The organism is Mycobacterium sp. E2479, assembly GCF_001667925.1.
Taxonomy (GTDB): Bacteria; Actinomycetota; Actinomycetes; order Mycobacteriales; family Mycobacteriaceae; genus Mycobacterium.
This window is the reverse complement of sequence record NZ_LZJR01000071.1, coordinates 145,613-169,744: the sequence shown is the minus strand read 5'-3', so window position 1 is coordinate 169,744 and position 24,132 is coordinate 145,613. Positions and strand designations below refer to the sequence as shown.

General features: G+C 61.9%; 18 protein-coding genes. 12 read left to right on the top strand and 6 right to left on the bottom strand.

Going from position 1 to position 24,132, the window contains the following annotated elements:
* Nucleotides 1-646 precede the first annotated feature (646 nt).
* The gene (locus tag A5686_RS09415; RefSeq protein WP_067933439.1) at nt 647-1,897 is read left to right on the top strand and encodes a hypothetical protein; all 1,251 of its coding nucleotides are present in this window, start codon (nt 647-649) and stop codon (nt 1,895-1,897) included.
* Nucleotides 1,898-2,245: 348 nt separating this feature from the next.
* Nucleotides 2,246-3,799 (top strand): glycosyltransferase family 87 protein, encoded by a 1,554-nt coding sequence (locus A5686_RS09410; RefSeq protein WP_067933381.1) that lies wholly within the window; start codon nt 2,246-2,248, stop codon nt 3,797-3,799.
* Here the strand turns inward: A5686_RS09410 and A5686_RS09405 are convergent.
* Both A5686_RS09405 and A5686_RS09400 read right to left on the bottom strand, forming a co-directional pair.
* Nucleotides 3,741-4,679, bottom strand: coding sequence for a GNAT family N-acetyltransferase (locus A5686_RS09405; protein ID WP_067933379.1), 939 nt, complete (start codon nt 4,677-4,679; stop codon nt 3,741-3,743). The two genes, A5686_RS09410 and A5686_RS09405, sit on opposite strands and share 59 nt — an antisense overlap.
* A gap of 296 nt (nt 4,680-4,975) precedes the next feature.
* A complete protein-coding gene (locus A5686_RS09400; protein WP_067933377.1) occupies nt 4,976-5,731 on the bottom strand; it encodes a bifunctional 2-polyprenyl-6-hydroxyphenol methylase/3-demethylubiquinol 3-O-methyltransferase UbiG in 756 nt (251 codons plus the stop codon).
* A gap of 327 nt (nt 5,732-6,058) precedes the next feature.
* Between A5686_RS09400 and A5686_RS09395 the strand changes: the two genes are divergently transcribed.
* The gene (locus tag A5686_RS09395; RefSeq protein WP_067933375.1) at nt 6,059-6,985 is read left to right on the top strand and encodes a glycosyltransferase; all 927 of its coding nucleotides are present in this window, start codon (nt 6,059-6,061) and stop codon (nt 6,983-6,985) included.
* A gap of 84 nt (nt 6,986-7,069) precedes the next feature.
* Here A5686_RS09395 and A5686_RS09390 read toward each other — a convergent pair whose 3' ends face one another.
* The 3 genes from A5686_RS09390 to A5686_RS09380 form a co-directional block, all read right to left on the bottom strand.
* The gene (locus A5686_RS09390; RefSeq protein ID WP_067933374.1) at nt 7,070-8,188 is read right to left on the bottom strand and encodes a DegT/DnrJ/EryC1/StrS aminotransferase family protein; all 1,119 of its coding nucleotides are present in this window, start codon (nt 8,186-8,188) and stop codon (nt 7,070-7,072) included.
* Nucleotides 8,189-8,318: 130 nt separating this feature from the next.
* Nucleotides 8,319-8,753, bottom strand: a complete 435-nt coding sequence (locus tag A5686_RS09385; protein ID WP_067933373.1) for an FdtA/QdtA family cupin domain-containing protein — start codon at nt 8,751-8,753, stop codon at nt 8,319-8,321.
* Nucleotides 8,750-9,307 carry an FdtA/QdtA family cupin domain-containing protein gene (locus A5686_RS09380; RefSeq protein WP_082947555.1) on the bottom strand — a complete coding sequence of 186 codons (558 nt, stop codon included), beginning with the start codon at nt 9,305-9,307 and terminating at the stop codon, nt 8,750-8,752. Before A5686_RS09380 ends, A5686_RS09385 begins: the two co-directional genes overlap by 4 nt.
* A gap of 291 nt (nt 9,308-9,598) precedes the next feature.
* Here A5686_RS09380 and A5686_RS09375 point away from each other — a divergent pair, with 291 nt between their 5' ends.
* Entirely contained in the window at nt 9,599-11,206 is a 1,608-nt protein-coding gene (locus A5686_RS09375; protein ID WP_067933372.1) for a pyruvate, phosphate dikinase, read from the top strand.
* Nucleotides 11,207-11,266: 60 nt separating this feature from the next.
* Here the strand turns inward: A5686_RS09375 and A5686_RS09370 are convergent, their stop codons facing one another.
* Nucleotides 11,267-13,879 carry an NAD-dependent epimerase/dehydratase family protein gene (locus A5686_RS09370; RefSeq protein WP_197520528.1) on the bottom strand — a complete coding sequence of 871 codons (2,613 nt, stop codon included), beginning with the start codon at nt 13,877-13,879 and terminating at the stop codon, nt 11,267-11,269.
* Nucleotides 13,880-14,576: 697 nt separating this feature from the next.
* Here A5686_RS09370 and A5686_RS09360 point away from each other — a divergent pair.
* The 8 genes from A5686_RS09360 to A5686_RS09325 all read left to right on the top strand — a co-directional run bounded on the left by A5686_RS09360 (nt 14,577) and on the right by A5686_RS09325 (nt 24,065).
* Entirely contained in the window at nt 14,577-16,112 is a 1,536-nt protein-coding gene (locus tag A5686_RS09360; protein WP_082947559.1) for a glycosyltransferase 87 family protein, read from the top strand.
* Nucleotides 16,113-16,549: 437 nt separating this feature from the next.
* Nucleotides 16,550-17,242: a WbqC family protein gene (locus tag A5686_RS09355; protein WP_067933436.1), complete on the top strand. Its 693-nt coding sequence runs from the start codon at nt 16,550-16,552 to the stop codon at nt 17,240-17,242.
* Nucleotides 17,243-17,681: 439 nt separating this feature from the next.
* Entirely contained in the window at nt 17,682-18,848 is a 1,167-nt protein-coding gene (rffA, locus tag A5686_RS09350) for a dTDP-4-amino-4,6-dideoxygalactose transaminase (protein ID WP_197520527.1), read from the top strand.
* Complete coding sequence (locus A5686_RS09345; RefSeq protein ID WP_082947553.1) at nt 18,845-19,675, top strand: bifunctional 2-polyprenyl-6-hydroxyphenol methylase/3-demethylubiquinol 3-O-methyltransferase UbiG; 831 nt, start codon at nt 18,845-18,847, stop codon at nt 19,673-19,675. The genes rffA and A5686_RS09345 overlap by 4 nt, the downstream gene beginning before the upstream one ends.
* 3 nt (nt 19,676-19,678) lie before the next feature.
* Nucleotides 19,679-20,332, top strand: a complete 654-nt coding sequence (locus A5686_RS09340) for a trans-aconitate 2-methyltransferase (RefSeq protein WP_156750014.1) — start codon at nt 19,679-19,681, stop codon at nt 20,330-20,332.
* A gap of 318 nt (nt 20,333-20,650) precedes the next feature.
* A complete protein-coding gene (locus A5686_RS09335; RefSeq protein WP_067933347.1) occupies nt 20,651-22,186 on the top strand; it encodes a glycosyltransferase 87 family protein in 1,536 nt (511 codons plus the stop codon).
* A gap of 56 nt (nt 22,187-22,242) precedes the next feature.
* Nucleotides 22,243-23,181 carry a glycosyltransferase family 2 protein gene (locus A5686_RS09330; RefSeq protein WP_067933345.1) on the top strand — a complete coding sequence of 313 codons (939 nt, stop codon included), beginning with the start codon at nt 22,243-22,245 and terminating at the stop codon, nt 23,179-23,181.
* Nucleotides 23,182-23,204: 23 nt separating this feature from the next.
* Entirely contained in the window at nt 23,205-24,065 is an 861-nt protein-coding gene (locus A5686_RS09325; protein ID WP_082947551.1) for a methionyl-tRNA formyltransferase, read from the top strand.
* Nucleotides 24,066-24,132: the final 67 nt, after the last annotated feature.

The window sequence follows — 24,132 nt, the reverse complement described above, 5'->3', positions numbered from 1 at the left end:
TCAAGCAGATCGCCGCGCCTGCCTCGAGCGGAACCTGAGACCCGGCGATGGACAGCTACTCGACGCGCACACACGCCGAACTGAGGGACTGGCTGGCAGCCGACTAGTACTTGGGCCCGACCCTGCGTTCTGACTCAGCCTGGTCGCGGTATGGTCTTCCGTCATCGAACGCCATCCCGTGCAACCGGCAGCTCAACGAGCGTGCGCGATCACGTAAACGCCGTCAGAAATCGGTCGTGTCGTGGAATGATCGCCCAAACCCTTCGTCTGGACCAATATCGCCGATGACATCGTCAACAAAGCCAACAGCAGAACAACTTCAAACCCGTTCCACTGGGCCGCTACGCGCTGGATCTGGCGGAGTATCTTTTGTCGCGCGGCGTACGACCTCCGCACACGTTGATCGACGTTTACCCATCGCTCTGCCTTGGTTAGTCGGGCCGATCGCGCGCGAAGATGTAACGACTTATCGCGAGCGCAGCGGGAGTTGTGTTGAGCCATTTTATGTTTGGCGCGGTCGACAAGGTTGCCCCGGTCGACGTCGAACAGTAGTGGCCGGCGAATCCCCGTCCGCGTCCTTCAATTGCGCAATCGCTCGACCGACCTGGTGGGAGATGCAACCCAGCGCTACGGGAGTGCCTTCGCGATGACCGAGGTCGGAGGTACAGCAGCCGCCACCGGTCCGGTCGCGCGGGGCAACGTCGCCCGGGTCGGCACGGCGACCGCATTGACCTCCATTTGTGGTTACGTGGCGCTCTATCTGGCGGCTCGTGACCTGGCCCCCGCCGGATTCTCAGTGTTCGGGGTCTTCTGGGGAGCGTTCGGCCTGGTCACCGGGGCCACGAGCGGCCTGTTGCAGGAAACTACCCGCGAAGTCCGCTCGGCACCGTCGAACGACATCATCACGGGCCGTCGTACCCATCCGCTACGGGTGGCCGGGATGACCGGCGTCGTCGCGGCCGTGGCGATCGCAGGCAGTTCGCCGGTGTGGAGCAAGCAGGTATTCGTCGACGAACGCTGGCTGTCTGTGGGTCTCCTCAGCTTCGGGATGGCCGGCTTTTGTCTGCATTCCGCCCTGCTGGGCATGCTGGCCGGCGGCAACCGCTGGACACAGTACGCAGCGCTGATGGTGACCGACGCCGTCATCCGGGTGGTGGTCGCTGTGGCCGCGTTTGTGCTCGGATGGGGCCTGGCGGGATTCCTGTGGGCCACCGTCACGGGCGCGGCGGGATGGGTGCTCATGCTGCTGGCCTCGCCCACGACGCGAGCCTCGGCCCGGGTGCAGACGCCCGGGGGGACCGCGAAGTTCCTGCGCGGCGCGGCGCATTCAATGACTGCGGCCGGTGCCAGCGCGATTCTGGTGATGGGATTCCCGGTGTTGCTCAAAGCGACCTCAAATGAGTTGGGGGCGGCGGGCGGCGTCGTCATCCTGGCGGTCGCCTTGACCCGCGCGCCGCTGCTGCTCCCGCTGGGCGGGATGCAAAGCAACCTGATCGCTCATTTCGTCGACCAACGCGCGGATCGGCTTCGGGCGCTGATTACCCCGGCTGCGATCATCGGCGGGATTGGCGCAGTCGGCGTGCCGGCCGCAGGACTTGTCGGCCCCTGGTTGCTGCGCGTCGGGTTCGGTCCCGACTATCACGCCAGCGGGGCGCTGCTGGCCTGGTTGACTGCGGCGGCGGTGGCCCTCGCGATGCTGACGCTCACTGGCACCGCCGCGGTTGCCGCAGCGCTGCATCGGGCATATTCGCTGGGCTGGGTCGGTGCGACGGTGGCGTCGACGTTGTTGCTGCTGCTGCCGCTACCGTTGGACATGCGCACGGTGATCGCGCTGTTATTCGGTCCGTTCGTGGGAATCGCCGTACATCTGGTTGCGTTGGCGCGGCCAGTCGGCTGATCTGGGGCTTACCTGGTTAGGTCGGCAGGGGTAGAGGCTGGAGTCTGGCCGTTGTTCGAGCCGGGCACGAGGCAGGCGGAATCGCCGATGGGCACTTGGTTTTCGGTCGAACCTTCTGTTTCGACGATGGGGGAGGCGACACCTTTGGCGGGATCGCCTCCGCTACGGGCGGGCCGGGCCCACCAGCGCGCCATACGCGCAACCTGGGCCGGACCTTGTCAAGGGCGCGGTGGCGGAGACCGCGCCGCGTAGCAAACCTCTTGGCTGCGGTGTTGACGCCTACTTTCCGTCAATGTTCGTTGCCGCCCACTTTGCTCCTGTTAGCGTCTGGCGAAGCAGGGAGGAGGGATGCGGTTGATTCGACCCCTTGAGTTGGTTCGCGGCGGAATCACCGCGATGCGGGAGCGGCGCCGGGCGGTCACCTCCCGGTCCGAGCGCGTCCGGCTGCTCCGCACCATCCTGCTGGTGTCCGCGGCTTCGGTGGCCATCGGCTATGTCCTTATCCAGTGCGCCTCGGCCAACGTGCTGTCCTCTTTGTTGTGGATCCCCCAGGACTGCTGGCTGGATTGGGGCACGAACATCGGTCGCCACTGCTTCAGCGATTACTCCATGGTCGTAGACGCCGGGATGCGGCCCAACCCCTGGACCTACCAGGAGTTCTTACCACCGGATTACCAACCCACGCGGACCGCCTACCCGGCCGCCGCAATGATGCCCCATCTGCTGTTTGGGGCTCCCGCGAAGTGGTTGGGCGGGCCGCGGCTGGGTCTGGTCGGTTACCTGCTTGCGCTGACGGTTGCAGTTCTTTCACCGGCGGTCTGGGCGGCCCGGGGGACGCGTGGGCTGGAGCGTCTGGTGGTTTTTGTGGCTCTGGGGGTTGTGGCCATCCCGGTCTGGGCGGTCATTGACCGGGGCAATTCGGCGGGATTCGTGGTGCCGATCGCGTTGATGTTCTTGGTGGCGTTACGGCGGGGGCACTGGGGTGCTGTCACGCTCATGGTGGTGTTGGCCGCGGCGGTGAAACCCCAGTTCGCCGTCTTGGTGGTGGCGTTGCTGGCCGCCCGCCGTTGGCGGTGGAGCGGGATAGCCATTGTCGGTGTCATGATCGCCAACCTCGCCCCATATCTGTTGTGGCCCCGCGACTTTCCGCAGACAATCGCACAGACCATCCACGGTCTGTCTCACTTCGGTAGTTCGGAGCTAGGGCTCACTGACGTGAAGAACCTGTCTTTTGCAAGAGCGCTGCTGTTGTTCCCGGACGCCGTCGAGGCCGCCACATCGGGCGGCAAGCTACCGGAGGGCTTCCTGGCCGGTCCGCGATTGCTGATCGGGTATGTCGTCTTGATACTTATCGTTGTCTCGCTACTCGCTCTGGGCCGACGGATCCCGCCTGTCATGGCGGGTATTGTGCTGCTGGCCGCGGCCGCACTGTTCCCCTCCGAGGCGATGTACTACTACCTCGTATTCGTCTTGCCAGTCGCCGCGCTCGTCATCCGAGACCCGGATGGGCGGCTCGGTGAAGGCATATTCGACCGGTTCGCGATCAATGGCGACTGTCGTCGCAGGGTGGGCGCATGGGTAAGAGTGGCCACCGCGCTCAGCATCGCTCAGGTTGCCATCCCCGGCCAGCCGGTACCGGTACCGATCTGGGGACAGTTCGGGGCGAGGGGGGTCGTCGGCAGCACTCCGATCGTTCTCACCACGGCACCTTTGACGCCGATCTTGTGGATCATCGCGTGCGCGGTGATCATCGTCTCCTACGTGCGCAGACCGGCCAACTTCCAGGATGGTGACTCAGCGTCGCCCCTGGATGGTCTCCCGGAGACGGCTGTCAGCACCTCCTCTACAGCCTCATGCGATACCGGTCGGAGACCACAGCTCGGAGGCCGAAGCCTTCTTTGAAGTGCTGAAGTCCCGCGTTCAGCACGCGCCCCTTTTCCTCGGTGGATGTCCCGTAATCGAACCACTTCTTGTCGCGAAAACGATTTCGCAGAAGTTCGACCGCAATTAGGTTCTGGGCCCCCAGAACTCGACCCTCTTCGGTGGAGCCGGCGTACTGAATGTGCACGACGTTGACCGTCTCATACGCGACGAAGCCCGCCAGTACAGTTGACCCACGTTGGGCCAAGAACAGACGTATGTTCGCCGGGAATCGCGACTTCAGCAGTTTGATCTCGGACAGCGAATGCACGGGAGCCGCTTGATGTCGGGCCGCGAGATTGTGCTCCAAGATAGGCCAGAAGTCTTCGAAGCGCTCAGATTCTTGCACTTTGATGCCGGCCTCTTCTGCTTTCTGGATCCACCAGCGCACGCCTTTCGGGGGTCGCCCGATTTCGGCTGGACAGGCACAAGCTCCCACGTCCCGCTGAATGAGTTGCGCTTTCAGGCGAAATAGGGCGTACAGGTCCTCTTCGCAGGGCTCGAGATGATATATGTGAGGGACCGGCTTGTAGATGAATTCGCGGATCCCCGAGGCTGCTAAGAACTCCCTCGCTCGATCAAATACATCCAGCATCGACGCGGTGCGCGTCGATGCATCGACGATAAAGCCCCCGTACGTCAGTCCGTCGTGGCTGATGACACGGTCCTCCGCGCGATTGGCAGGGAGCATGGCCCTGATGCGACCTTGCTTGTCCCGGACAACCAGGGAGAAGTCTTCGAACCGGTCGGCGTGATACTCCATGTAGTCACGATCGAACAGAAAGGTGCCGTTTCGGCTCCTGCGGACGAAGGTGTTCCATTCGTCTTGCAGCTCAGGCCGATACCGCTCAACGCTGTGCACCGGTCAGCCCCGATCTACTGTGGAGGGTCGAAAGTGGTTCCATGGTTTCGGTTTTGGATGACTATGCATACGCTGCGCTTCGCTGGGGCAGCAGCGTGGGGGCTGGGATAAGCGACGGTCATCGATGCGATTCTCGGCAGCGTTGTTGGCTACCGATCCTGCGTTGGATGCTGAGACTGCCTCTCGCGCAGAGGTTTTGCGTACAGTCATGGTCGCCTTAAGGGCGCGCGATAAGCCGTGGTCGGCAGACGGGACGCGGTCGGGACCTGCGTGCGGACTCGCCTGCATGCGGCCGGTCAGGGCCTTCTGCAGAGCAGGTCTTCGCGACGGTTGGCGAAAGGAAGATCCGGTCTCTGCGGAACGATATAGGCGTCGAATCCTGCCGCGCGCGCCCGCAGCATGAGGCCGACCAGGACGCCATCGTCGATTTTCTCGAATTCCAATTTATTGAATTCCACCTCAGGCTCGGTATCGGTGCCGGTGAACGACTTGTGGAATGCTCTTCCGGCATCGCTGCTGAAGAACCGTCGGCGCATCGACTGATTGGGGATGTCGGCGACGAGGAGTTGTCCCCCCGGTGCGAGCAGGTTGAGCGCCCGGTCGAGAAAGTCGAAGGGGTTCCCGTCGAGCACAACGACATTGAAGACACCATAGGCGATCACCACGTCTGCCTTGCCTGCCAAGTCCACCAGCGATGCAGCGGATTCCTGTGGAAATCGCCCGCCAACTTTGCGGACGTGAGGCTCGTCGGGCAGGTGCCTGAGCACCTCGGCAGAGTCCACGAGGACATGAAGGTGGCCCATTTCTTTGCACAGCGAAATGAGCCTGAAAACCAGGGCACCGCAGCCGCAGCCGATGTCGATGACTCTGCGTCCCGGTGTGTCCAGGTTGGACAACTTTGTCCTGATGTCCTGCAAGATAGCGTCTTGGCGGCCTTCATAGTATGAATCGGGGACGCCAATGCGCTCGTGGATCGATAGCCCCTCTTCGGTGGCGAGTGTTTTGAAATCGTCGTAGCGCAGCTTTGCGAATCGGCCCGGATCGACCGGCATTAGGGCTCCTTCCAGTGAATTCGTAGCAACGCGCCATCGGTCTCGATTCGTATGTATTCAGGATTGCGAGCCCCGAACGTCACGATGTACTCAAGCCAGGTGGCTGCGCGACCTACATCATCAGATGATCCCACACGGGTCTCGCGGGGGTTCCCTATCCGCCGTTCAGCAAATTAGCGTCTGAGATGTTCATAGGATGCACCGCAAGTACTTCTTATATCGGAGGTATTACAGCATGAGTGCAGCGCGGACCGGCCGGTACCCGTTCCGGGAACGCGGTAACCCGCTCGACACCCCGCCGGTGGGCCGGCCGCTGAAGGAGAAGCCATGAAAACGGTCTCGGTCGTGGTTCCGGTCTACTACAACGCCCAATCGCTGCCGCTCCTGTTCGCCGAACTGCGAGAAGTCGAGAGGGAACTCCACGAGCGCGACTGCGGCATGGAACTGATCTTCGTCGACGATGGTTCGGGTGACGAGTCGATGATCGAGTTGATGAAGATCAAACAGCAGCGTCCGGATACCCGAGTGATCAAGCTGACACGGAACTTTGGCGCGATACATTCCTCCAAGGTCGGGCTCAACTATGTCACCGGCGACTGCACAATGTGGCTGGCGGCCGACCTGCAAGACCCGCCGGAACTCGTAGTCAAGATGACCGATCAATGGCTGGCGGGGTCAAAGTTCGTGATTGCGCTGCGGCAAAGCCGGGTCGATCCGCCGCTGACCACATTCTTCGCCGGCATTTATCACTGGCTGGTGAGGAGGGTGATCAGCAAGGACTACCCAAAAGGCGGTATCGACATCTTATTGATGGACGCGGCGCTGGTGCCACACATTCGCGACAGCAGCAAGAACGTCAACACCGAACTGCTCGCACACTGGTTGGGCTACAAACCGGCGACTGTTCCTTACCAGCGACGGAAGCGGCAACACGGCAAGTCACGCTGGACGTTCGGCAAGAAGCTGACCTACTTCTTCGACTCGATCCTTGGCTTCTCGGTGTTACCCATCCGCTTCATCTCGCTGACGGGCTTCCTCGTCGCGCTGCTGTCGTTCGCCTACGGCCTCTACATAGTGGTCGATGCGATCTTCGGCGGCCACCGAGGCGTTGCAGGGTTCCCCACCCTGGTTGCCCTGATCAGCTTCTTGCTGGGCGTGGTGATAATCATTCTGGGCATCATCGGGGAGTATGTCTGGCGGATTTTCGACGAAGTCACCACACGACCGGAAGCTGTGGTGGATGAGGTCTATTGAACGTTGACCGAAAGGCCCCATTACCGAATGCATTCCAAACATCCCGATCTCCAACAACTTTCACAAACAGTCGACCTTGCCTGGTTATGGGCGAAACGAGCGACAGGCATCGATCACTCGAGTGACGTTTTCCTCCGATAGATGGGGACCTATGGGCAGGCTGAGGTGGGTTCGCGCCGCCCGCTCTGCGATGGGGAACGTGCCCTCGGTCAGTCCAAGTGAGGCAAACGCACCCGACAGGTGCGGGGGGATCGGATAGTGCACCAATGTTCGGATCCCGTTGGTAGCCAGGTGCTTCTGCAGTTCATCGCGCGACGCATGGTCGACGACGTACAGGTGCCACACGTGTTCGCGGCTCGGCGCGGTATCCGGCAGATGTAGACCCGGGATATCGGCGAGTTGTTCGGCGTAGCGGTTTGCGATGGTTCTTCGCCGAGCGTTCCAGCTGTCAAGATGTTGCAATTTGACACGCAATACCGCCGACTGAATCTCATCGAGTCGGGAGTTCATCCCGGGAAGGTCGTGCACGTACTTCTGGCTGGTTCCGTAGTTGCCGAGGGAACGAACGCGGGCAGCGACACCGGCGTCGTCGGTGGTCACCGCGCCCCCGTCACCGAAAGCACCCAGGTTTTTGGCGGGATAGAAGCTCCATGCCACCGCGTGGGCATGAGCACCGACGCGACGGCCGTTGTAGCGCGCCCCGTGGGCCTGTGCGGCATCCTCCACGACCACCAGCCCATGTCGTTTCGCCACCTCCAAAAGCTCATCAAGGTCAGCGGGTTGACCGAAGAGGTGTACCGGAACGAGGGCGCGAGTTCGGGGAGTAATAGCTTCTGACACCCGAGCGGGATCAAGGGTCCACTGACCATCGATCGGCTCCACCGCTACCGGACGAGCACCGATGTGCGCTACCGCGAGCCAGGTCGCAATGAAGGTGTTCGTTGGCACGACGACCTCGTCACCGGGGCGGATGCCGAGCGCCCGCAGCGCCAGGCCAATCGCGTCCAAGCCACTGCCCACTCCCACCGCATGCTTCGCGCCGGTGAAAGCAGCGAACTCCCCCTCGAATGCTGCTGTTTCTTCACCCCCCACGTAGCGGCCGCTGCGCACGACTCGGTGAACGGCTTCCTGAACGGGCGCTTCGATCTCCCGCGTGGCGGCCTGGACGTCCAGAAAGGGCACCGCATTGGGAGGATTGGTCATTGTCGCCCTCCGAGCCAGGACCTATGATTTCCCACGATTAATCCAGCACGATGCAGTCCGGCGAACCCTGGCCGGCTTCGCGTCATCGGCCGTCAGAGGTGCCAAAACCCCGGCAAAGCTGATCAGCCAGTCAGTTATCGAGGCCGCTGTTGGTTGGGCTGCGGACCGTCGTCAGGAACTCGTGATAGTCACGAATGTAGTCGTCTTCGTCATAGGGCAGCGAGGCGAACACCAGGCAAATGGCTCCCGTGCAAAAACCCGTGAGCTCCCGCCAGATCATCGTCGGTAGGTACAGGCCATAGTAGGAACGGTCGAGGGAAACGGTTCGTCGACTCCACCCATCGTCGAGAGTCACCGCGAACGATCCCGTGGCAGCCACTATCAATTGTTGGAGCGACCGGTGCGCGTGCCCGCCGCGCTCGGATCCACCGGGAAGGTCGTACATGTAGTAGACCCTCTTGATCGCGAAGGGAACGTGACTCTCACCATGGAGCGGAGTCAGGTTCCCTTGATCGCTCTCGAACTTCTCAAGATGGACCAGTCTGCAGTCGTCGATGCGACTCATTTCGCCCTCTTGAGTCGCAAGAATTCTTCGTAGTCATGCACGTAATCGTCTGGTGCTAAGGGGCTGGAGGCGAGGACGAGGGCCACCGCATTCGTAGAGAAGTTGGTCATCTCCCGCCAGACGAGATTCGGAACCAACAAGGCATGGTAGGAACGATTCAACGTGTAGCGGCTTCTGCGTGAACTGTCGTCCAGCACGACGTCGAAGCTCCCGGACAGCGCCAGGATGCACTCGTGGACTGATCGGTACGCGTGCCCTCCTCGCATCGAGCCGCCCGGAACGTCATAGATCCAAAATGCTCGGTCTACCCCGAACGGCGTGTGCCTACCCGCTTCGATGAATGTCAAATTTCCTCGAGGGTCCTCAATTCTGGGCAGGTCGATCAGCCTAGGTTCATGACCATTGGCCAGAGGCGACGCGATCGGTGTGACGTCCGTCTGCCGGCCGACGCCCCGCGCTAGAGGTGGCTTCGGGGAGGTGGCCGGGGGCGCGCCACAACGTGAGCTGGCCCCCAAGCTCCGCCCGAGTAGCAGTCTTTTGCCGCTCGAAGCCATTTGCACCGTACCCCGCACACCGAATACCAAGTCGTGCTGGGATGATACGTATAACTCCCTCCCGCCACAATCTATTCATAGAATTTGCTAAACCGTGTACTGGGGACACTGTGACCGCGTTGAGTGTGCGCGGGCGAGGGATGGTCTGGGCCGAATCATCGGCGCCAACCTCGCGAGGTGTGCGACAAACTGAGAGGTGGTACCGAGTATGTCTGTACGTTTAGGCTCCACTCTTGCTCTTTCCGCGACACAGGGTGGCCGGCCCTGACCGAGGAACCGCTGGGGGCGGACATGCGAGACACCGGCAATCCGCGGGTCGTAGTGCTCGATGGCAGCACGAATCTGCCCCGCGAGCTCCTTGGCAATAAGGGCTACGGCATCAACGCGATGCGCAAGAACGGCTTGCCCGTCCCGCCTGCATTCTGCGTAACGGCTGACGTATGCGCCGCCTGGTTCGCCGAACCCGGACCCGCGGTCGATGAGGTGCTGCGTGACCACGTTCGCGACAAGATCGCCTACCTGCAAGTCCTGACTGGGCGTACTTTCGGGCACGGGCCGCGTCCGCTGCTTGTGAGCGTGCGAAGCAGTGCAGCGCAGTCCATGCCGGGGATGCTGGGTACCGTTTTGGATCTCGGGATCAATGACGAGGTCGAGAAGGCGCTGGCCGAATTACATGGTGCGCGTTTTGCCGCGGACACCCGGCGCCGATGCCGCGAGATATATCGGCGCATCGTCCCCGTCGACGATGTTGCCGTCCCCGACGATCCTTACGATCAACTTCGGGGTGCGATTGAAGCGGTGTTTGGCTCGTGGAACAGTGATCGTGCACGAACCTATCGCAGTCACCATGGTCTCGACGACCTCAGCGGTACCGCAGTTGTCGTGCAGGCCATGGTGTTCGGCAACATGGACGATGACTCGGGCACGGGAGTGCTCTTCTCGCGCAACCCGATTACCGGAGTCGACGAGCCTTTCGGGGAGTGGCTCAAGTGCGGCCAGGGTGATGACGTCGTATCAGGCACGTCCGACGTCGAAAGCATAACTGCCTTGCGCGACGAGCAACCCGCCGTCTACGGCGAGTTGACGGCCGCAGCGAAAAAACTCGAAAAGCTTGCCGGAGATGTCCAGGACATCGAATTCACGGTGGAAAAAGGCCGGTTGTGGCTGCTGCAGACACGGACTGCCAAACGTTCAGCGCAAGCCGCGGTGCGGATCGCCTTGGCGTTGCGGCACGAGGGTCTTATCGGCGAGGCCGAGACCCTACGCAGGGTCACGCCCGAGCATGTGCGGACGCTGTTGCTACCGACGCTACAGCCGGAGGCCCGTCTGGCCGCGCCGCTGCTCGCCAAAGGCTTGCCCTGCTGCCCAGGAGTTGCGACCGGTATGGCCTACACCGACGTCGATGACGCCATCGACGCGGCCGGCTACGAAGATGTCATTCTCGTTCGCCCGACAACCAGCCCCGACGACATCCAGGGGATGATCGCGGCGCGCGGCATCGTCACCGAGATCGGTGGCGCCACCAGCCACGCCGCAGTCGTCAGCCGTGAGCTTGGTCGTCCATCCGTGGTGGGGTGTGGTACCGGTGTCGCCGCACGGCTGTCGGGCAAGTTGGTCACGATTGACGGCACCGAAGGTGAAGTGCGCGAAGGAATTTTGGAGGTCAGCGCTTGGTCTGAAGTCGACTCGCCGGAACTTATAGAACTCGCGGAGCTCGCGCGCAAGCACAGTCCACTGCGCGCCCACACCGCTGGTGACCATCCGCGCCTGAACAGCTCGACCAAGGATGAAATCCGTGCGGCGATGGCCGAGGGGCATACGGACGTGGTGTCGAGTACCCCTCTGCCCATCATGCTGATTGCCCTTGGGATCAACGACTCGACGCGTAGTGACGCGTGACGTAATCGGCTGCGCTGCAGATGAAGTCGCGTCGATCACCGCGGATCCCTACACCGCTGGTTAGCTTTCGTCGATGATACGGACCGTGCCAGCCGTGCCGTCGACCTCAACCAATTGGCCATCTTTGAGCCGTTGGGTCGCGATCAGTGTGTTGACGACGGCGGGTACCCCGAACTCGCGGGCCACGATCGCCGCATGCGACAACATGTCGCCGATGTTAGTGACCACTGCGGCGGCGCAGCCGAAGAAGGGCGTCCACCCGGTGTCGGTGACATTGGTGACCAGAACCTCTCCGGGTTCGAAGTCGTCGTCGGCCTCCGCCATGATGCGTGCTCTGCCTCGAGCTACGCCTGGCGAGACGGCAAGCCCACTGATAACTTGTTCGTCATCGACGGCAACTTGGGCGGCCGGTCTCCACGGATGGCGGAAGTGGATCGGAAATTCCAATTCCGCGAGGCGCTTTCGTTCGGCCCGACGTCTGGCCACTCGATCCGTGGAATCTGCAGGCGGATAGTAGGCTTCCTCAACCGCAAGATAGTGCACGTCGTCGGCGAACTCCAGCGTCCCGCGTTCGACCAGTCGCCGTCCCCATTCGCGCAGCGCGAGTCGGAGCTCATAGGCGATGCGCATGCACACGTCGCGCCCACGCTCCCGTCGCCCGATGGCAGCGCCAGCGAGGCGAACCAAAACCTTACCCAACGGGGTCTGTACTGAAACCCCCTGGGCGGCACGGCCAGTGCGGATGCTACCCATCACCGAGCGAAGGAAAAGCTCCGGGGCGTCGATGTAGACGGGATTACTCAATTCTGTCTCGCCCGGTCCGCGGTGCCCGCATTCGGCCAGCAGATGGTCGAACTTGGCGGCGAATGCCGGTGCGTTGCCGCGTAGTCTGTCCAGCACCGTTTCGCTAGGGCTGTCTTCGATCAATCGGCGCAGACCGTCATCCGCCGCCACGATTTCGGCGAGTTCGAGCACCCCGCCGAGCAGGGTGGTGCTGCGCAGATTCTCGGTGCGCAGGTTCATCGCAACGTCATCCCCGTAACGCTGCGCGATGACATTTGTTAGGAGAATGACCATGAACGTTTCGGTCAGGTTGATGTCCCACGTTCGGACCATCATGTCGCTGGCCAACTCGATGCGGGCCAGCAGTTTCTGATCGGTGAGGGTCCGCAGGTCTGGGCGGTGAGCGATCAGCCGCAGGGCCCGGCGCTCCATTTCTGAGAGCTCGCTACTTAGACCGGCGAATTGGGGGCCGGCCTTGACTGCTGCGCGGACGCCGGTGAGTGCCTCGGCGGCGGACATGGCGACCCCCCGGTACCCCTCGGGCAACGGGGTGCCGTTGATGTGATGATCGAAGCTTTCGGGTGTCTGGCCGGGAATGGCTTTTGCCAATTCCTTCATCACCGTTACGTTGTTGTAAATCCGATGCCCGATGGAACCCACTTTCTTGGTGTTGACCAAGGTCGCCAGGTCCGGCTCGAGCGGGAAGAGTTGCTCGAATAGGCTTGCCGCACTGAACATCACGCGAGTCGCCAGACCGAGGGAGAAGGGTGTCATCGGACCCGGAAACGCCTCGGCGACATTCGCCGCACTCCACTCCGGGAAGGCTGGATCGCCGGTAACGTTATCGAACTCGCCTGTGTACTCCGGCGGTACGATCCGCACCGCGTTCCCGTCGGAGCCAGACGTTTGGCGCGGGTGGACGACCGTCGGGGCCAACCGGCTGGGCTTGCGGACCGAGCGTGCACCCACCGTCCACACGGTCGAGGACCAGTCGGTCATGTCGGCCACGGCCTCGGCCGAGCTGTAGGCGCAGGTGAAGCCGAACGTTTCACGAAGGTTGCATGTGTCACCAAGCGGGTAATGCCTCAACAACTCGATGACGTCTGGCATGGACTCGTAGGTCTCGGCCCTGCCGATCGAGCTGGCCAGCAGTCGGGTGAACCCCTTGCCGGGATTCACGACGCGCCGTCCGATGATGTCGGCGATCTCGGTGAAGGTCAGTGCATCATCGGCGTTGAGATTGACGGTTCCGGTGGGCCCGCCTAACGCCGCGGATGCAATGAACCGGCCGACGTCGTCGACATGGACCAACTGCATGCGCGCGTCACGGCCAGGAGTGACGATTACGGGCTGGCGGAAGATATTCGCCCGCGCGCTCCAGGCCGAACGCCCGACAATCACGGTGGGCCGCACGATGACCGCCGCGACGCCGGACTCGGCGATTATCTCCTCCGCTCGCACTTTGTTGCGCTCATAGGAAAGTGAGGCCGCGGGTTGCGGTGTCTCGTCCTCGGTGAACGGCTGTGGATGGTCAGGGCGGCCGCCGTAGACGGTGAGCGAGGAGGCGAACACCATCCTGCGGCAGTCGTGGTCGGCCATCGCGCGCAGCACGTTGGTGGTACCGCCGATGTCGATGCCCTCAGTGCCCTTGGCGCTCCACATTGCTGGGGGAGTCCAGGCGAAATGGGCTACCGCATCGCAACCCGCCAGCGCGCGCGACACCCCTTCTGAATCCTGGATGTCCGCAACCACATAGGTCGCGTCGACTACCGGTACCGCCGGCGGGCGCCGGGCCAACACGACGACGTCTGCTCCCATTCGCCGCAGCCATTTGACGGTTGCCGCGCCGGTCGCGCCGGTGCCTCCGGTGACCAGAACTCTTCCCGACATCTCACCTCCAGCCATCCTGGAACCGGCAGGATACCGATCACCAGGCCGCCGTACTCCGCTGCATTGTCGCCGACGGAATAAGGCATGTTTCCCGCTTCGGACAATTCGGCGCACCACGACGAACGAGCGGCAGCGATGGCTGCGTGTTTTCGGTCCCGCCGCGGCCGCGCTGCGTCGGGCGTATTCGCTGGGCTGGGGCCGACCGACGGTGGCATCGACTACATATTGCTGCTGCCGATACCGTTGCAGACGCGCGCGGGGAGCCGCTGTTATTCGGTCCGCTGATAAGAATCAACATGCATCTGATTGCGTTGCCGCGGCGGCCCGCCGGCGTATCCAATAGATTCCACGTGGTTGGCCCGGCATCTGGATCGTCGTTCCAGCTGGCAACTCACCCAGACGGAATCGTTGATGGGCACTCGGCTTTCGAGCAAGTCGAGCGCGGAGATGAAGTAGCAGCAATGGCCCGGCGAGATCGGCCTGCGAGCGGAGCCCGCTCAGCGCGCCATCCGGCCCACCTGGCCAGCTTGCGTCACCAGACTGGTGCCGTTTAGCACCGTGTCAAGGATGTGGCCGTGATGATCAATTGGCTCAGCAAACCGCCCTGCACCGGAGTTGCTGCCACCTTTTCGGGCAAGGCCCGTTGCGACCCGTTTGCTCCTGTTAGCGTCTTGCCGAAGGAGGGAGGACGATGCGGATGATTCGACCTCTTGGGGTGGTGCGCGGTGGGGTCGCTGCGATGCGGGAGCGGCGCCGGGCACTCACCTGCCAATCCGAACGCACTTTGATGCTGGGCGCCATCCTGCTGGTGTCGGCGGTGTCAGTGGGCACTGGCTACATCCTTGTCCAGTGCGCCTCGGTCGATGTGTTGTCCTCTTTGTTGTGGATCCCCCAAGACTGCTGGCTGGATTGGGGCATGAATATCGGGCGGCACTGCTTCGGTGACTACGCGATGGTCGTGGGTGCTGGAATGCAGCCCAATCCCTGGGCCTACCAACAGTTCCTCCCCCCGGATTACCAGCCGGTGCAGCTCGAGTACCCGGCGGCCGGATGGCTGCCGCATATGTTGTTCGCGCTTCCCGCGAAATGGCTGGGCGTCCCCAGACTGGGGTTGATCAGTTATCTGCTTGCGCTGACGGTAGCGGTTTTTTCGCCGGCGCTGTGGGCGGCGCGGGGGACACGTGGGCTGGAGCGGGTGGTGGTTTTTGTGGCGCTGGGGGTTGCGGCCGTCCCGGCGTGGGCGGTGATCGATCGGGGCAATTCGGCGGGGTTTGTGGTGCCGATCGCGTTGGTGTTCTTGGTGGCGTTGCGTCGAGAGCGGTGGGGCGTTGTTGCGCTCATGGTGGTGTTGGCCGCGATGGTCAAGCCTCAGTTCGCCGCCTTGGTGGTGGCGTTGTTAGCGGCGCGGCAATGGCGGTGGGGCGGTGCTGCCGTTGTCGGGGTCGTGGTCGCCAACCTGGCCGCCTACCTGTTATGGCCGCGTGACTTTCCGCAGACAATCTCCCAGTCGATCCATAACCTGTCCCACTTCGCTACTTCGTTCGGGGGGCTCACCGATGTGAAGAATGTGTCGTTCGGCAGAGCGCTCTTGTTGATCCCGGATGCCGTAAAGGGTGCTCAAACAGGGGGCAAGCTACCGGAGGGCTATTTGGCCGGTCCGCGGTCGGTGATCGGCTATGCCTTGCTGATCCTGGTCGTGCTATGTGTGCTGGCGTTGGGGCGGCGCATCCCGCCAGTGATGGCGGGCATTGTGCTGCTGGCGACCGCCACACTGTCTCCCTCTGTGGCGATGCTTTACTACCTAATATTCGTGTTGCCAGTCGCTGCACTCGTTGTCCGAGATCCCAACGGGCCGCCCGTGACTGGATTATTCGACCGGCTTGCACTTCACGGTGACGGTCGTCGTACGGTGGGCATCTGGGTGAGTTTGGCCGTGGCGCTCAGCATCGCTCAGGTTGCGATACCCGGCCAGCCGGTCCCGATACCGATCTGGGGACAGTGGGGGGCGCGGGGGGTTATCGGTACCACACAAATCGTTTTGACGACAGTGCCTTTGACGCCGATCCTGTGGTTGATCGCTTGCGTGGTGATCGTCGTCTCCTACACGCGCAAACCGGCTCCGGCAGTTGACGATACGCGCCAGCCGACTCGACGAGATCTCCCGGATACCGATGGCGGTACCTCCTCATCGACATTCGAGCTGATGACGCAGTCCGAACAAAGTTCGGCGTAATCAGCCGAGAGTTCTTGCGATAGGAAGGCTGCCGGCGCTAACGCGAGGCGTGGAGAGTTTTGACTAGCGTATGCCGCCGCGTGCATGGCAAACGCCCCCGATTCGCCTCGATGCAGGTCTCTCCTGTATCTGCTTTCGGCTCGGTGTTGTTCGCGTCCTTACCCCGCGACGGCCTAAAGCAGTATTGACAGCCAATTCTCAGGAATCACGTTGTATTCGGTCGGGATATCCAATTTCCGAAAATCTACCGGCCAGAATATCCGCTGCCCGAACCGCTCGTAGCCGCTGGCGTGATTGGGGGGATGGCCAGCGCGAAGTTCCAGCGTGTCGATGTTTTACACTGACGTCAAAACGGCGTATTGTGCGTGTGTGCAGTGCCGTCCAGCCGTGTGCGGCCTGCTTGGATGTATACGTTTCCGTTTCAGGGGGGTGCCTCATTGAAGCGTGTCGCGATCCTGCAGTCGAATTATGTCCCCTGGCGTGGATACTTTGATCTGATCGCATCCGTTGATGAGTTCATAATCTATGACGATGTGCAATATACGAAGAATGATTGGCGGAACAGAAACCGGATCAAAACCAGAAAGGGCGTGCAGTGGGTGACTGTCCCTGTGCACGTGAACAGCCTCCAGCAGACGATCCGTGAGACACAGATCCACTCAACCCACTGGGCGAAGAAACACTGGCGAACACTAGAATATAACTATCGTCCGGCTCCGTACTTCGTAGAGATAGCTGATTGGCTCGCGCCTATCTACCTCGAAGAACGGTACACAAATCTTTCACAGCTCAACCGGCGTCTTTTGGAAGCCATTTGTGGCTATCTCGGTATTGTCACCCGCTTGACAAACTCGTGGGATTATGAATTATCGGGTGGTAAGACAGAGAGGCTGGTCCACCTCTGCCGCCAGGCCGGGGCAACGGATTATGTCTCTGGCCCCGCGGCCCGCTCCTATCTCGAAGAGCAATTGTTCGACGACAGTGGAATTCGGGTCAATTGGTTCGACTATGACGGGTACCTCGACTATACGCAATTATGGGGAGCGTTCGAGCCGGCGGTGTCAGTTCTGGATCTCCTTTTCAACGTTGGAGAAAAAGCTCCACGTTATTTGAAGTATTGTCCGAGTTAGATTCTCCTCGTCTCCAAGCTTTGTCGTCGAGGGACATGGCGATTCAGCCGTCGCATCGCGGTGGAGTGCACCGGCCAGCGCGAGGCGTGCCGAGTATCACGCCGCAATAGCGGCGCAGGATGATCTCAGCGCGTTGAAGTTGTTGGTGTTGTTCGGATTCGAGGTCGCAGACGTCATCTGCCCAGTCGATCAGCCATACCGCGGGTGTCCTCATCCGAGGGCACGACTCGGCGCGGGCCACGGCCGGTGGAAACCTCTCCGACTCCGACAGTGCTTGACTTTCGCCCAATCGGGCCACTCGCGATGCCGCCTCTGAAGGCACAACGCGCCGAACATGCATCTCACCAGGTCATTCAGGCCGTGGGTTCTCGACTTTACGTGAAAAGAACATGGGGGAAGTTGCTGCGGTTAGCAGCGGATTGCGATACAAAGGCACGTGATGACGATCCGCATCCCGTTCAACAAGCCCTCCGTCGTCGGGTCCGAGCTGACATACGTCGGCCAGGCAGTCGCGGGTGGGCATGCTAGCGGTGACGGGCCCTTCACCAAGAGTGCCCAGGCCTTGCTGGAGAAAGCCTTCGGCGCGCGGCGGGTGCTGCTGACCACGTCCTGTACCGCGGCGCTCGAACTGGCTGCGCTGCTATGCGACTTGCGGCCGGGTGACGAGGTGATCGTCCCCTCCTACACATTCGTCTCCACGGCCAACGCCTTTGTGCTGCGTGGTGCCAAACCGGTGTTCGTGGACGTCAGGCCCGATACGCACAACATCGATGAGCGCCTGATCGAGCAGGCGATCACTGCGCGTACGCGCGCCATATTCCCCATCCACTACGCGGGCGTCGCGTGCGAGATGGACGCCATCATGGACATTGCTGGCCGCCATAATCTGTTGGTCGTGGAGGACGCCGCTCAAGGCGTCTACGCCCGCTACAAGGATCGTTGGCTGGGCACGATCGGTCACCTCGGTTGTTACAGCTTCCACGAGACCAAGAATTTTTCTTGCGGCGAAGGCGGCGCGCTCGTCATCAACGATCCGGCCATAGAACAGCGTGCGGAAATTCTGCGCGAAAAAGGCACCAACCGTAGCCAGTTCTTGCGCGGCCAAGTTGACAAGTACACCTGGGTGGACGTCGGCTCCTCCTACCTCCCTTCCGATATGCTTGCCGCGTTTCTGATGGGCCAGCTCGAGAACATGGAAAAGATAACCAGGCGGCGTGGCGAGATATTCGCCCGTTACGCCGCCATTTTGGCTCCGCTGGTGCAGCGCGGCTTGATCCGGATTCCCGTTGCGCCGCCGCACTGTACCCCCAACTACCACATGTTTTATGTCTTGACTGCCGACATCGGGGAGCGGACGGCGCTCATCGACCATCTGCGGGCGGCGGGCGTCCTTGCGGTGTTCCATTACGTGCCGCTGCATTCGTCGCCATTCGCGCAGTCGCTCGACGTGCCACAGAGGCACTTGCCGAGGACCGACGAGGTCAGCGCTCGATTGGTAAGGCTACCAATGTATTTCGATCTCACCGACCAGGAGGTAGAAGAGGTGGCTGGTCTGGTGTTGGACTTCTACCAAACCCATCACTCGCGGCGGATGCATTTCGCATGATGCTGGACCTTGCCAGCGTTGCTCCTGGCCTTGAACGGGGCGCGGACGGCATCTGGTTTGCCGGTCGCCAGGAGCCGGTGTCGTATCCCGAGCACGCCAATGCGACCTGCCTGCAGGTCGAGGATCGCTCCTTTTGGTTCCGGCACCGCAACCGTTGCATTGCAAGCGTGGTGCGCCGCTTCACGCCCGCCGGGGTCCTGCTCGATATCGGCGGCGGCAACGGATATGTCGCGAAGGGACTAACCGAGGTCGGAATCCCTTGCGCGCTAATGGAACCGAGCATTGACGGTGCACTCGCGGCCAAGGCACGCGGCGTCGAACCGGTGATCTGTGCGCGGTTGGAAGACAGTGGCATGGCTGCGGGCAGCATCAGCGCCGCCGGTATGTTCGACGTGCTCGAGCACATCGAGGATGAGGCCGATGCGCTGCGGCGGGTTCATGAGTTATTGCGCCCAGGCGGGTTTCTGTTCTTGACGGTGCCGGCTTATGCCTTTTTGCACTCTAGCTACGATGTCGAGGTGGGGCATTTTCGCCGTTATACGGTGCCCAGCTTGCGGCAGGTCGTGACCGTTAATGGGTTCAGGCCGTTATACGCCACCTATTTTTTTGCTCCGCTGGTGCCCGTGGTTTTTCTGCTCAGGACGTTGCCCAGTCTGTTGGGTGTGCGGCGACAGGCCGATGCCGAGCTGTACTCCGCAGAGCATGTGCGGCAGGGGTTTTCAGTAGACAGTATCGACGGGCTGCTTGCTGTCGAGGCGCGGCGGATCTTGGCGGGGGGCACTATTGCATTCGGCACGAGTTGTCTTGCGGTCTGCGTTAAGGATTGAGCATTGACGAGCGAACGTACCCACGGCCTTTATGCGGCTTTGCGTCATCCAACATTGTACAAAGTAGTGCAGCGTGTGATGGGAGCCGACAGCGGGTGGCGCCGCTTTGCGCAGGATTTCGTGCGTGCTCAGCCGGGGGATCGTGTGCTGGATATCGGTTGTGGGCCCTCGGATCTGTTGGCGTACCTGCCGGAGGTGGAGTATGTCGGCTGGGAGCCTAATGCGGCCTATGTGGCGAAGGCGCGCAGGACTTTTGGGGACCGTGGAACATTTCATGAAGGTTTTTTCGGGCCCGAGCAGGCGCGCGTGCTGGCGCCTGTTGATATCGCCATCGTCTCGGGGGTGTTGCACCACATGGACGATGCGCAGGCGAGCCAATTGTTCGCGCTGTTACGGCAAGTTGTTAAACCCGATGGGCGCGTGATCACGGTCGATAATGTGTTTGTCGAGCGGCAGAATCCGATCGCGCGGTTGCTCATCAGTCTTGATCGTGGTCGGCATGTGCGCTCGCCGGCCGGTTATGAGGCATTGGCGCGCAGCGCGTTCGGCGATGTGCACGGCACGGTCGTCGCAAAGGCGTTTCCGCCGTACACCCACTTCTTCATGACAGCCCGGATGTCGCCCAAAGAGGAGTCGGTGAGGACCAATCCGAGGTAGGTCACGCTATGGAGCAACGTTTGCCGACGTGATTGCGATACCCCACCACCCACGTCGCCGACACGCCGTGGGTAGTGTCGCCGCTCGGGCGCGGATCTTCAGGCCCGAGGCGAATTCGGTTCCACGCGCTGGTCCACAACCCTTCCGCGCCGCTGGAGCAGGTCTTTTCCCTCCAGCGCGCAGCGCAACCACACACCGCCAGCCGACCGCGCCGGCACGTTACACAAACCACCGATCCACCCTCGAGTTTTCCGCCGCGGTCGCAACGCTGGCCGCCTGATTTTGCTACCGTCTCGCGAAGAACGGAGGAGGATTTGGATGATTCGACCGGTCGAGGTGCTGCGTAGCAGGGTTGCTGCGATCGGGGAGCGGCGTCGAGCGGTGACCTCCCAATCCGAACGCACTTTGATGCTGGGCGCCATCCTGCTGGTGTCCGCGGTGTCGGTGGCGACAAGCTATGTGCTTGTCCAGTGCTTCTCGGTCGACGTGCTGTCGTCTCTGTTGTGGATCCCCCAGGATTGCTGGCTGGCACAGAGCGCGAGCATCGGTCGGCACTGCTTCGGTGACTACACCATGGTCGTAGATACCGGGCTGCAGCCCGACCCCTGGGCCTACTCGCAAGTCCTTCCCCCGGATTACCATCCGGTCCTGATGGGTGGGCCGGCTGCAGGATGGTTGCCCCACATGTTGTTTGCGGCTCCCGCGAAATGGCTGGGCGTCCCAAGACTGGGGTTGATCGCTTATCTGTTTGCGCTGACGGTTGCGGTGGTTTCGCCTGCGGTGTGGGCGGCCCGGGGAACACGCGGTCTGGAGCGAGTGGTGGTTTTCGTGGCACTCGGCGCTGCAGCAATCCCCGCGTGGGCGGTGATTGATCGGGGCAACTCGGCGGGATTCGTGGTGCCGATCGCGTTGGTGTTCTTGGTGGCGTTGCGTCGAGGGCAGTGGGGTGTTGTCGCGCTCATGGTGGTGTTGGCCGCGATCGTCAAGCCCCAGTTCGCCGTGCTGGTGGTGGCGTTGTTGGCAGCCCGGCAGTGGCGGTGGGCTGGCGCTGCTGTTGCCGGGGGCGTGGGCGCGAACCTGGCTGCCTACCTGTTGTGGCCGCGTGACTTTCCGCAGACAATCCCACAGTCCCTCCGCAGCTTTTTCCACGCGGCAAGTTCGTTCGGGGGACTTACCGACGTGAAGAACGTGTCTTTCGGTCGAGCGCTGCTGCTTTTCCCGGATGCCGTCAAGGGTGCCCAAACCGGCGGGAAGATTCCAGAAGGTTTTCTGGCCGGCCCGCGATGGATGATCGGAATTGCGATCCTGATCATTGTTGTCGTTTGCCTGCTCGTCTTGGGGCGACGCATCCCACCGGTGATGGCGGGCGTGGTGCTGCTGGCCACGGCCGCGCTGTCTCCCTCCGTGGCCATGCTCTACTCCTTGGTATTCGTTTTGCCGGTCGCCGCGCTCGTCGTCCGAGACCCCGACGGCTCGCCTGCTGAGGGGATATTCGACCGGCTGGCACTTCGCGACACTCGTCGTCGTGCGGTGGGCCGGTGCATCACGTGGGCCGTGGCGCTCAGCATCGCTCAGGTTGCCATCCTGGGCCAGCCCGTCCAGGAACCAATCTGGGGGCAATGGGGGGCTCGTGGGGTAGTCGGCACCACGTCAGTCGTATTGACCACGGCGCCATTGACGCCGATCTTGTGGATGATTGCATGCCTGGCGATCCTTGTCTCCTATGCTCGCCGACCGACTCCTTTACCTGACGATGACCGGGAGCCCGCTCGGCAGGGGCTTTCGGATACGGCTGCCGGCACGTCGTCACATCCACCCGACTTGGTGCCGCAGAGTGCGCCGGGACCGGCGTAAACGCCAAACATTCTGGGATAACGCAACTTTGGGCAAAAGCCCGCCGGGGAGGCGCCGTGCTGACTGTTAGTGTTGTCATACCCGTTTATCGCGCAGGACTGACGTTGCGAGAGTTGCATGGGCAGCTGAGCGTTACTATGCCGCGGATCGCCCCGGAGTTTGAGATCGTCTTCGTGGAGGATTGCGGCGGCGACGAGTCATGGTCGATCATCACTGAACTGGCTGCGGAGGACGAGCGCGTACGCGGCATCCGCATGAGCCGAAATTACGGTCAGCACAATGCCCTGCTCTGCGGTATTCGCGCCGCGCGCAACGACGTAATAGTCACGATGGATGACGATTTGCAGCATCCGGTGAGCGAGATCGAGCCGCTTCTTGCGGCCCTCGGTCCCGACGTCGACGTGGTGTATGGCGCACCGCTGAATGAGCAGCATGGGATCGTGCGCGACGTAGCCTCACGCGTGACGAAGTTGGCGTTGGCCAGCGCGATGGGCGCCGAGACAGCACGCAGTGTGAGCGCCTTCCGCGCATTCCGCACCCGCTTGCGGCAGGGATTTAGCGAGTATCGCAGCCCAACGGTGTCCATCGATGTCTTGCTCAGCTGGACGACGTCTCGGTTCGTCGCGATCAAGGTGAAGCACGCGCCGCGTACCGCCGGCGTGAGTGGTTACAAGATAAGCCGTCTGGTTCGCCACGCGATTGACCTGATGACCGGGTTCAGTACGCTCCCGCTCCAGATCTCGAGCTTCATCGGCTTCCTGTTGGTGTTATTCGGCGTCGCCATCCTTGCCGACGTCGGTATCACGTACCTGATAAATGGTAGTGCTGTGCCGGGTTTCGCGTTCCTGGCCTCGATCATCGCGATCTTCTCTGGCGCGCAGCTTTTTGCACTTGGAATCGTCGGGGAGTACTTGGCTCGTATGCACTTTCGGAGCATGGACCGGCCGACCTATCTGGTCAGCGAGACCGTTGCATACGATGGCGCCGCAGGATAACCGGATCACCATTCGGAGCGCTGATGCGAATTGTTTTATTTGGTTTGACCGGCTACACGAACGAGGTCCTCGACGCGATCCGGGCCGATGGGCGGCTGGAGTTGGGCGCGGTCTTCACGCGATGCTACGACGCTCCATACCCCTATTACCCGATTCCTCAGATTCACGAGGTGTGCGCCGAACTCGGGATACCGTGCCACACGAATCTTCGCGTCACCTCGGGAACCGGGCTGGAAATGGTGCGGGGCTATGACCCGGAGATGATCCTCATGACCGGGTTTGATCAGATCCTCGCAGAGCCGCTTCTCGACCTGCCACGGTTGGGCGTCGTCAACATGCATCCGTCGCTGCTGCCACGGTTTCGCGGGCCCGACCCGATCCAGGCCGCCCTACTCGGGGAGGCAATCGAAACGGGAGTGACATATCACTATGCCGTCCCAGAGGTCGACGCGGGCAACATCTTGATCCAGCGGACCTACCCGATCCGGCGTGATGAAACGAATGCGTCGCTGAGGCTCGGGCTGGCACGGCTGGCGGCGAGCTGTCTTCCGCAGCTGATCGATCTGTTCGAATGCGGGGTCCGACCGGTCGGGATGAGGCAGGAAGTCAGACCGACGCCGCGCACTCAACGAATCGTTAAGCCTGTGTCGCTAGACCAGTCATTGGGACTTCATGAATTGCACAAGATCGTACGGGCGGTGGTCCCTTACCCGGGCGCGACGGTTCGCGTTGGAGGGGTTGATCGCATCGTCAACAGCTCCACCTTGATAGAGCGGACCTCAGTCGCCGGCACGGACAACGCTTCGACCGATGGTGACGGACGAATCACGTGGGAAAGGGATGGTGCGCGGCTGGTGCTGACGCTTGATCAGCCTGGCAAGTAGCAAAGCCGCGCGACAGCGATCCATCCTCCAGCAGCCGCTCTACGGACAATGAACGCCACCTTCCGAT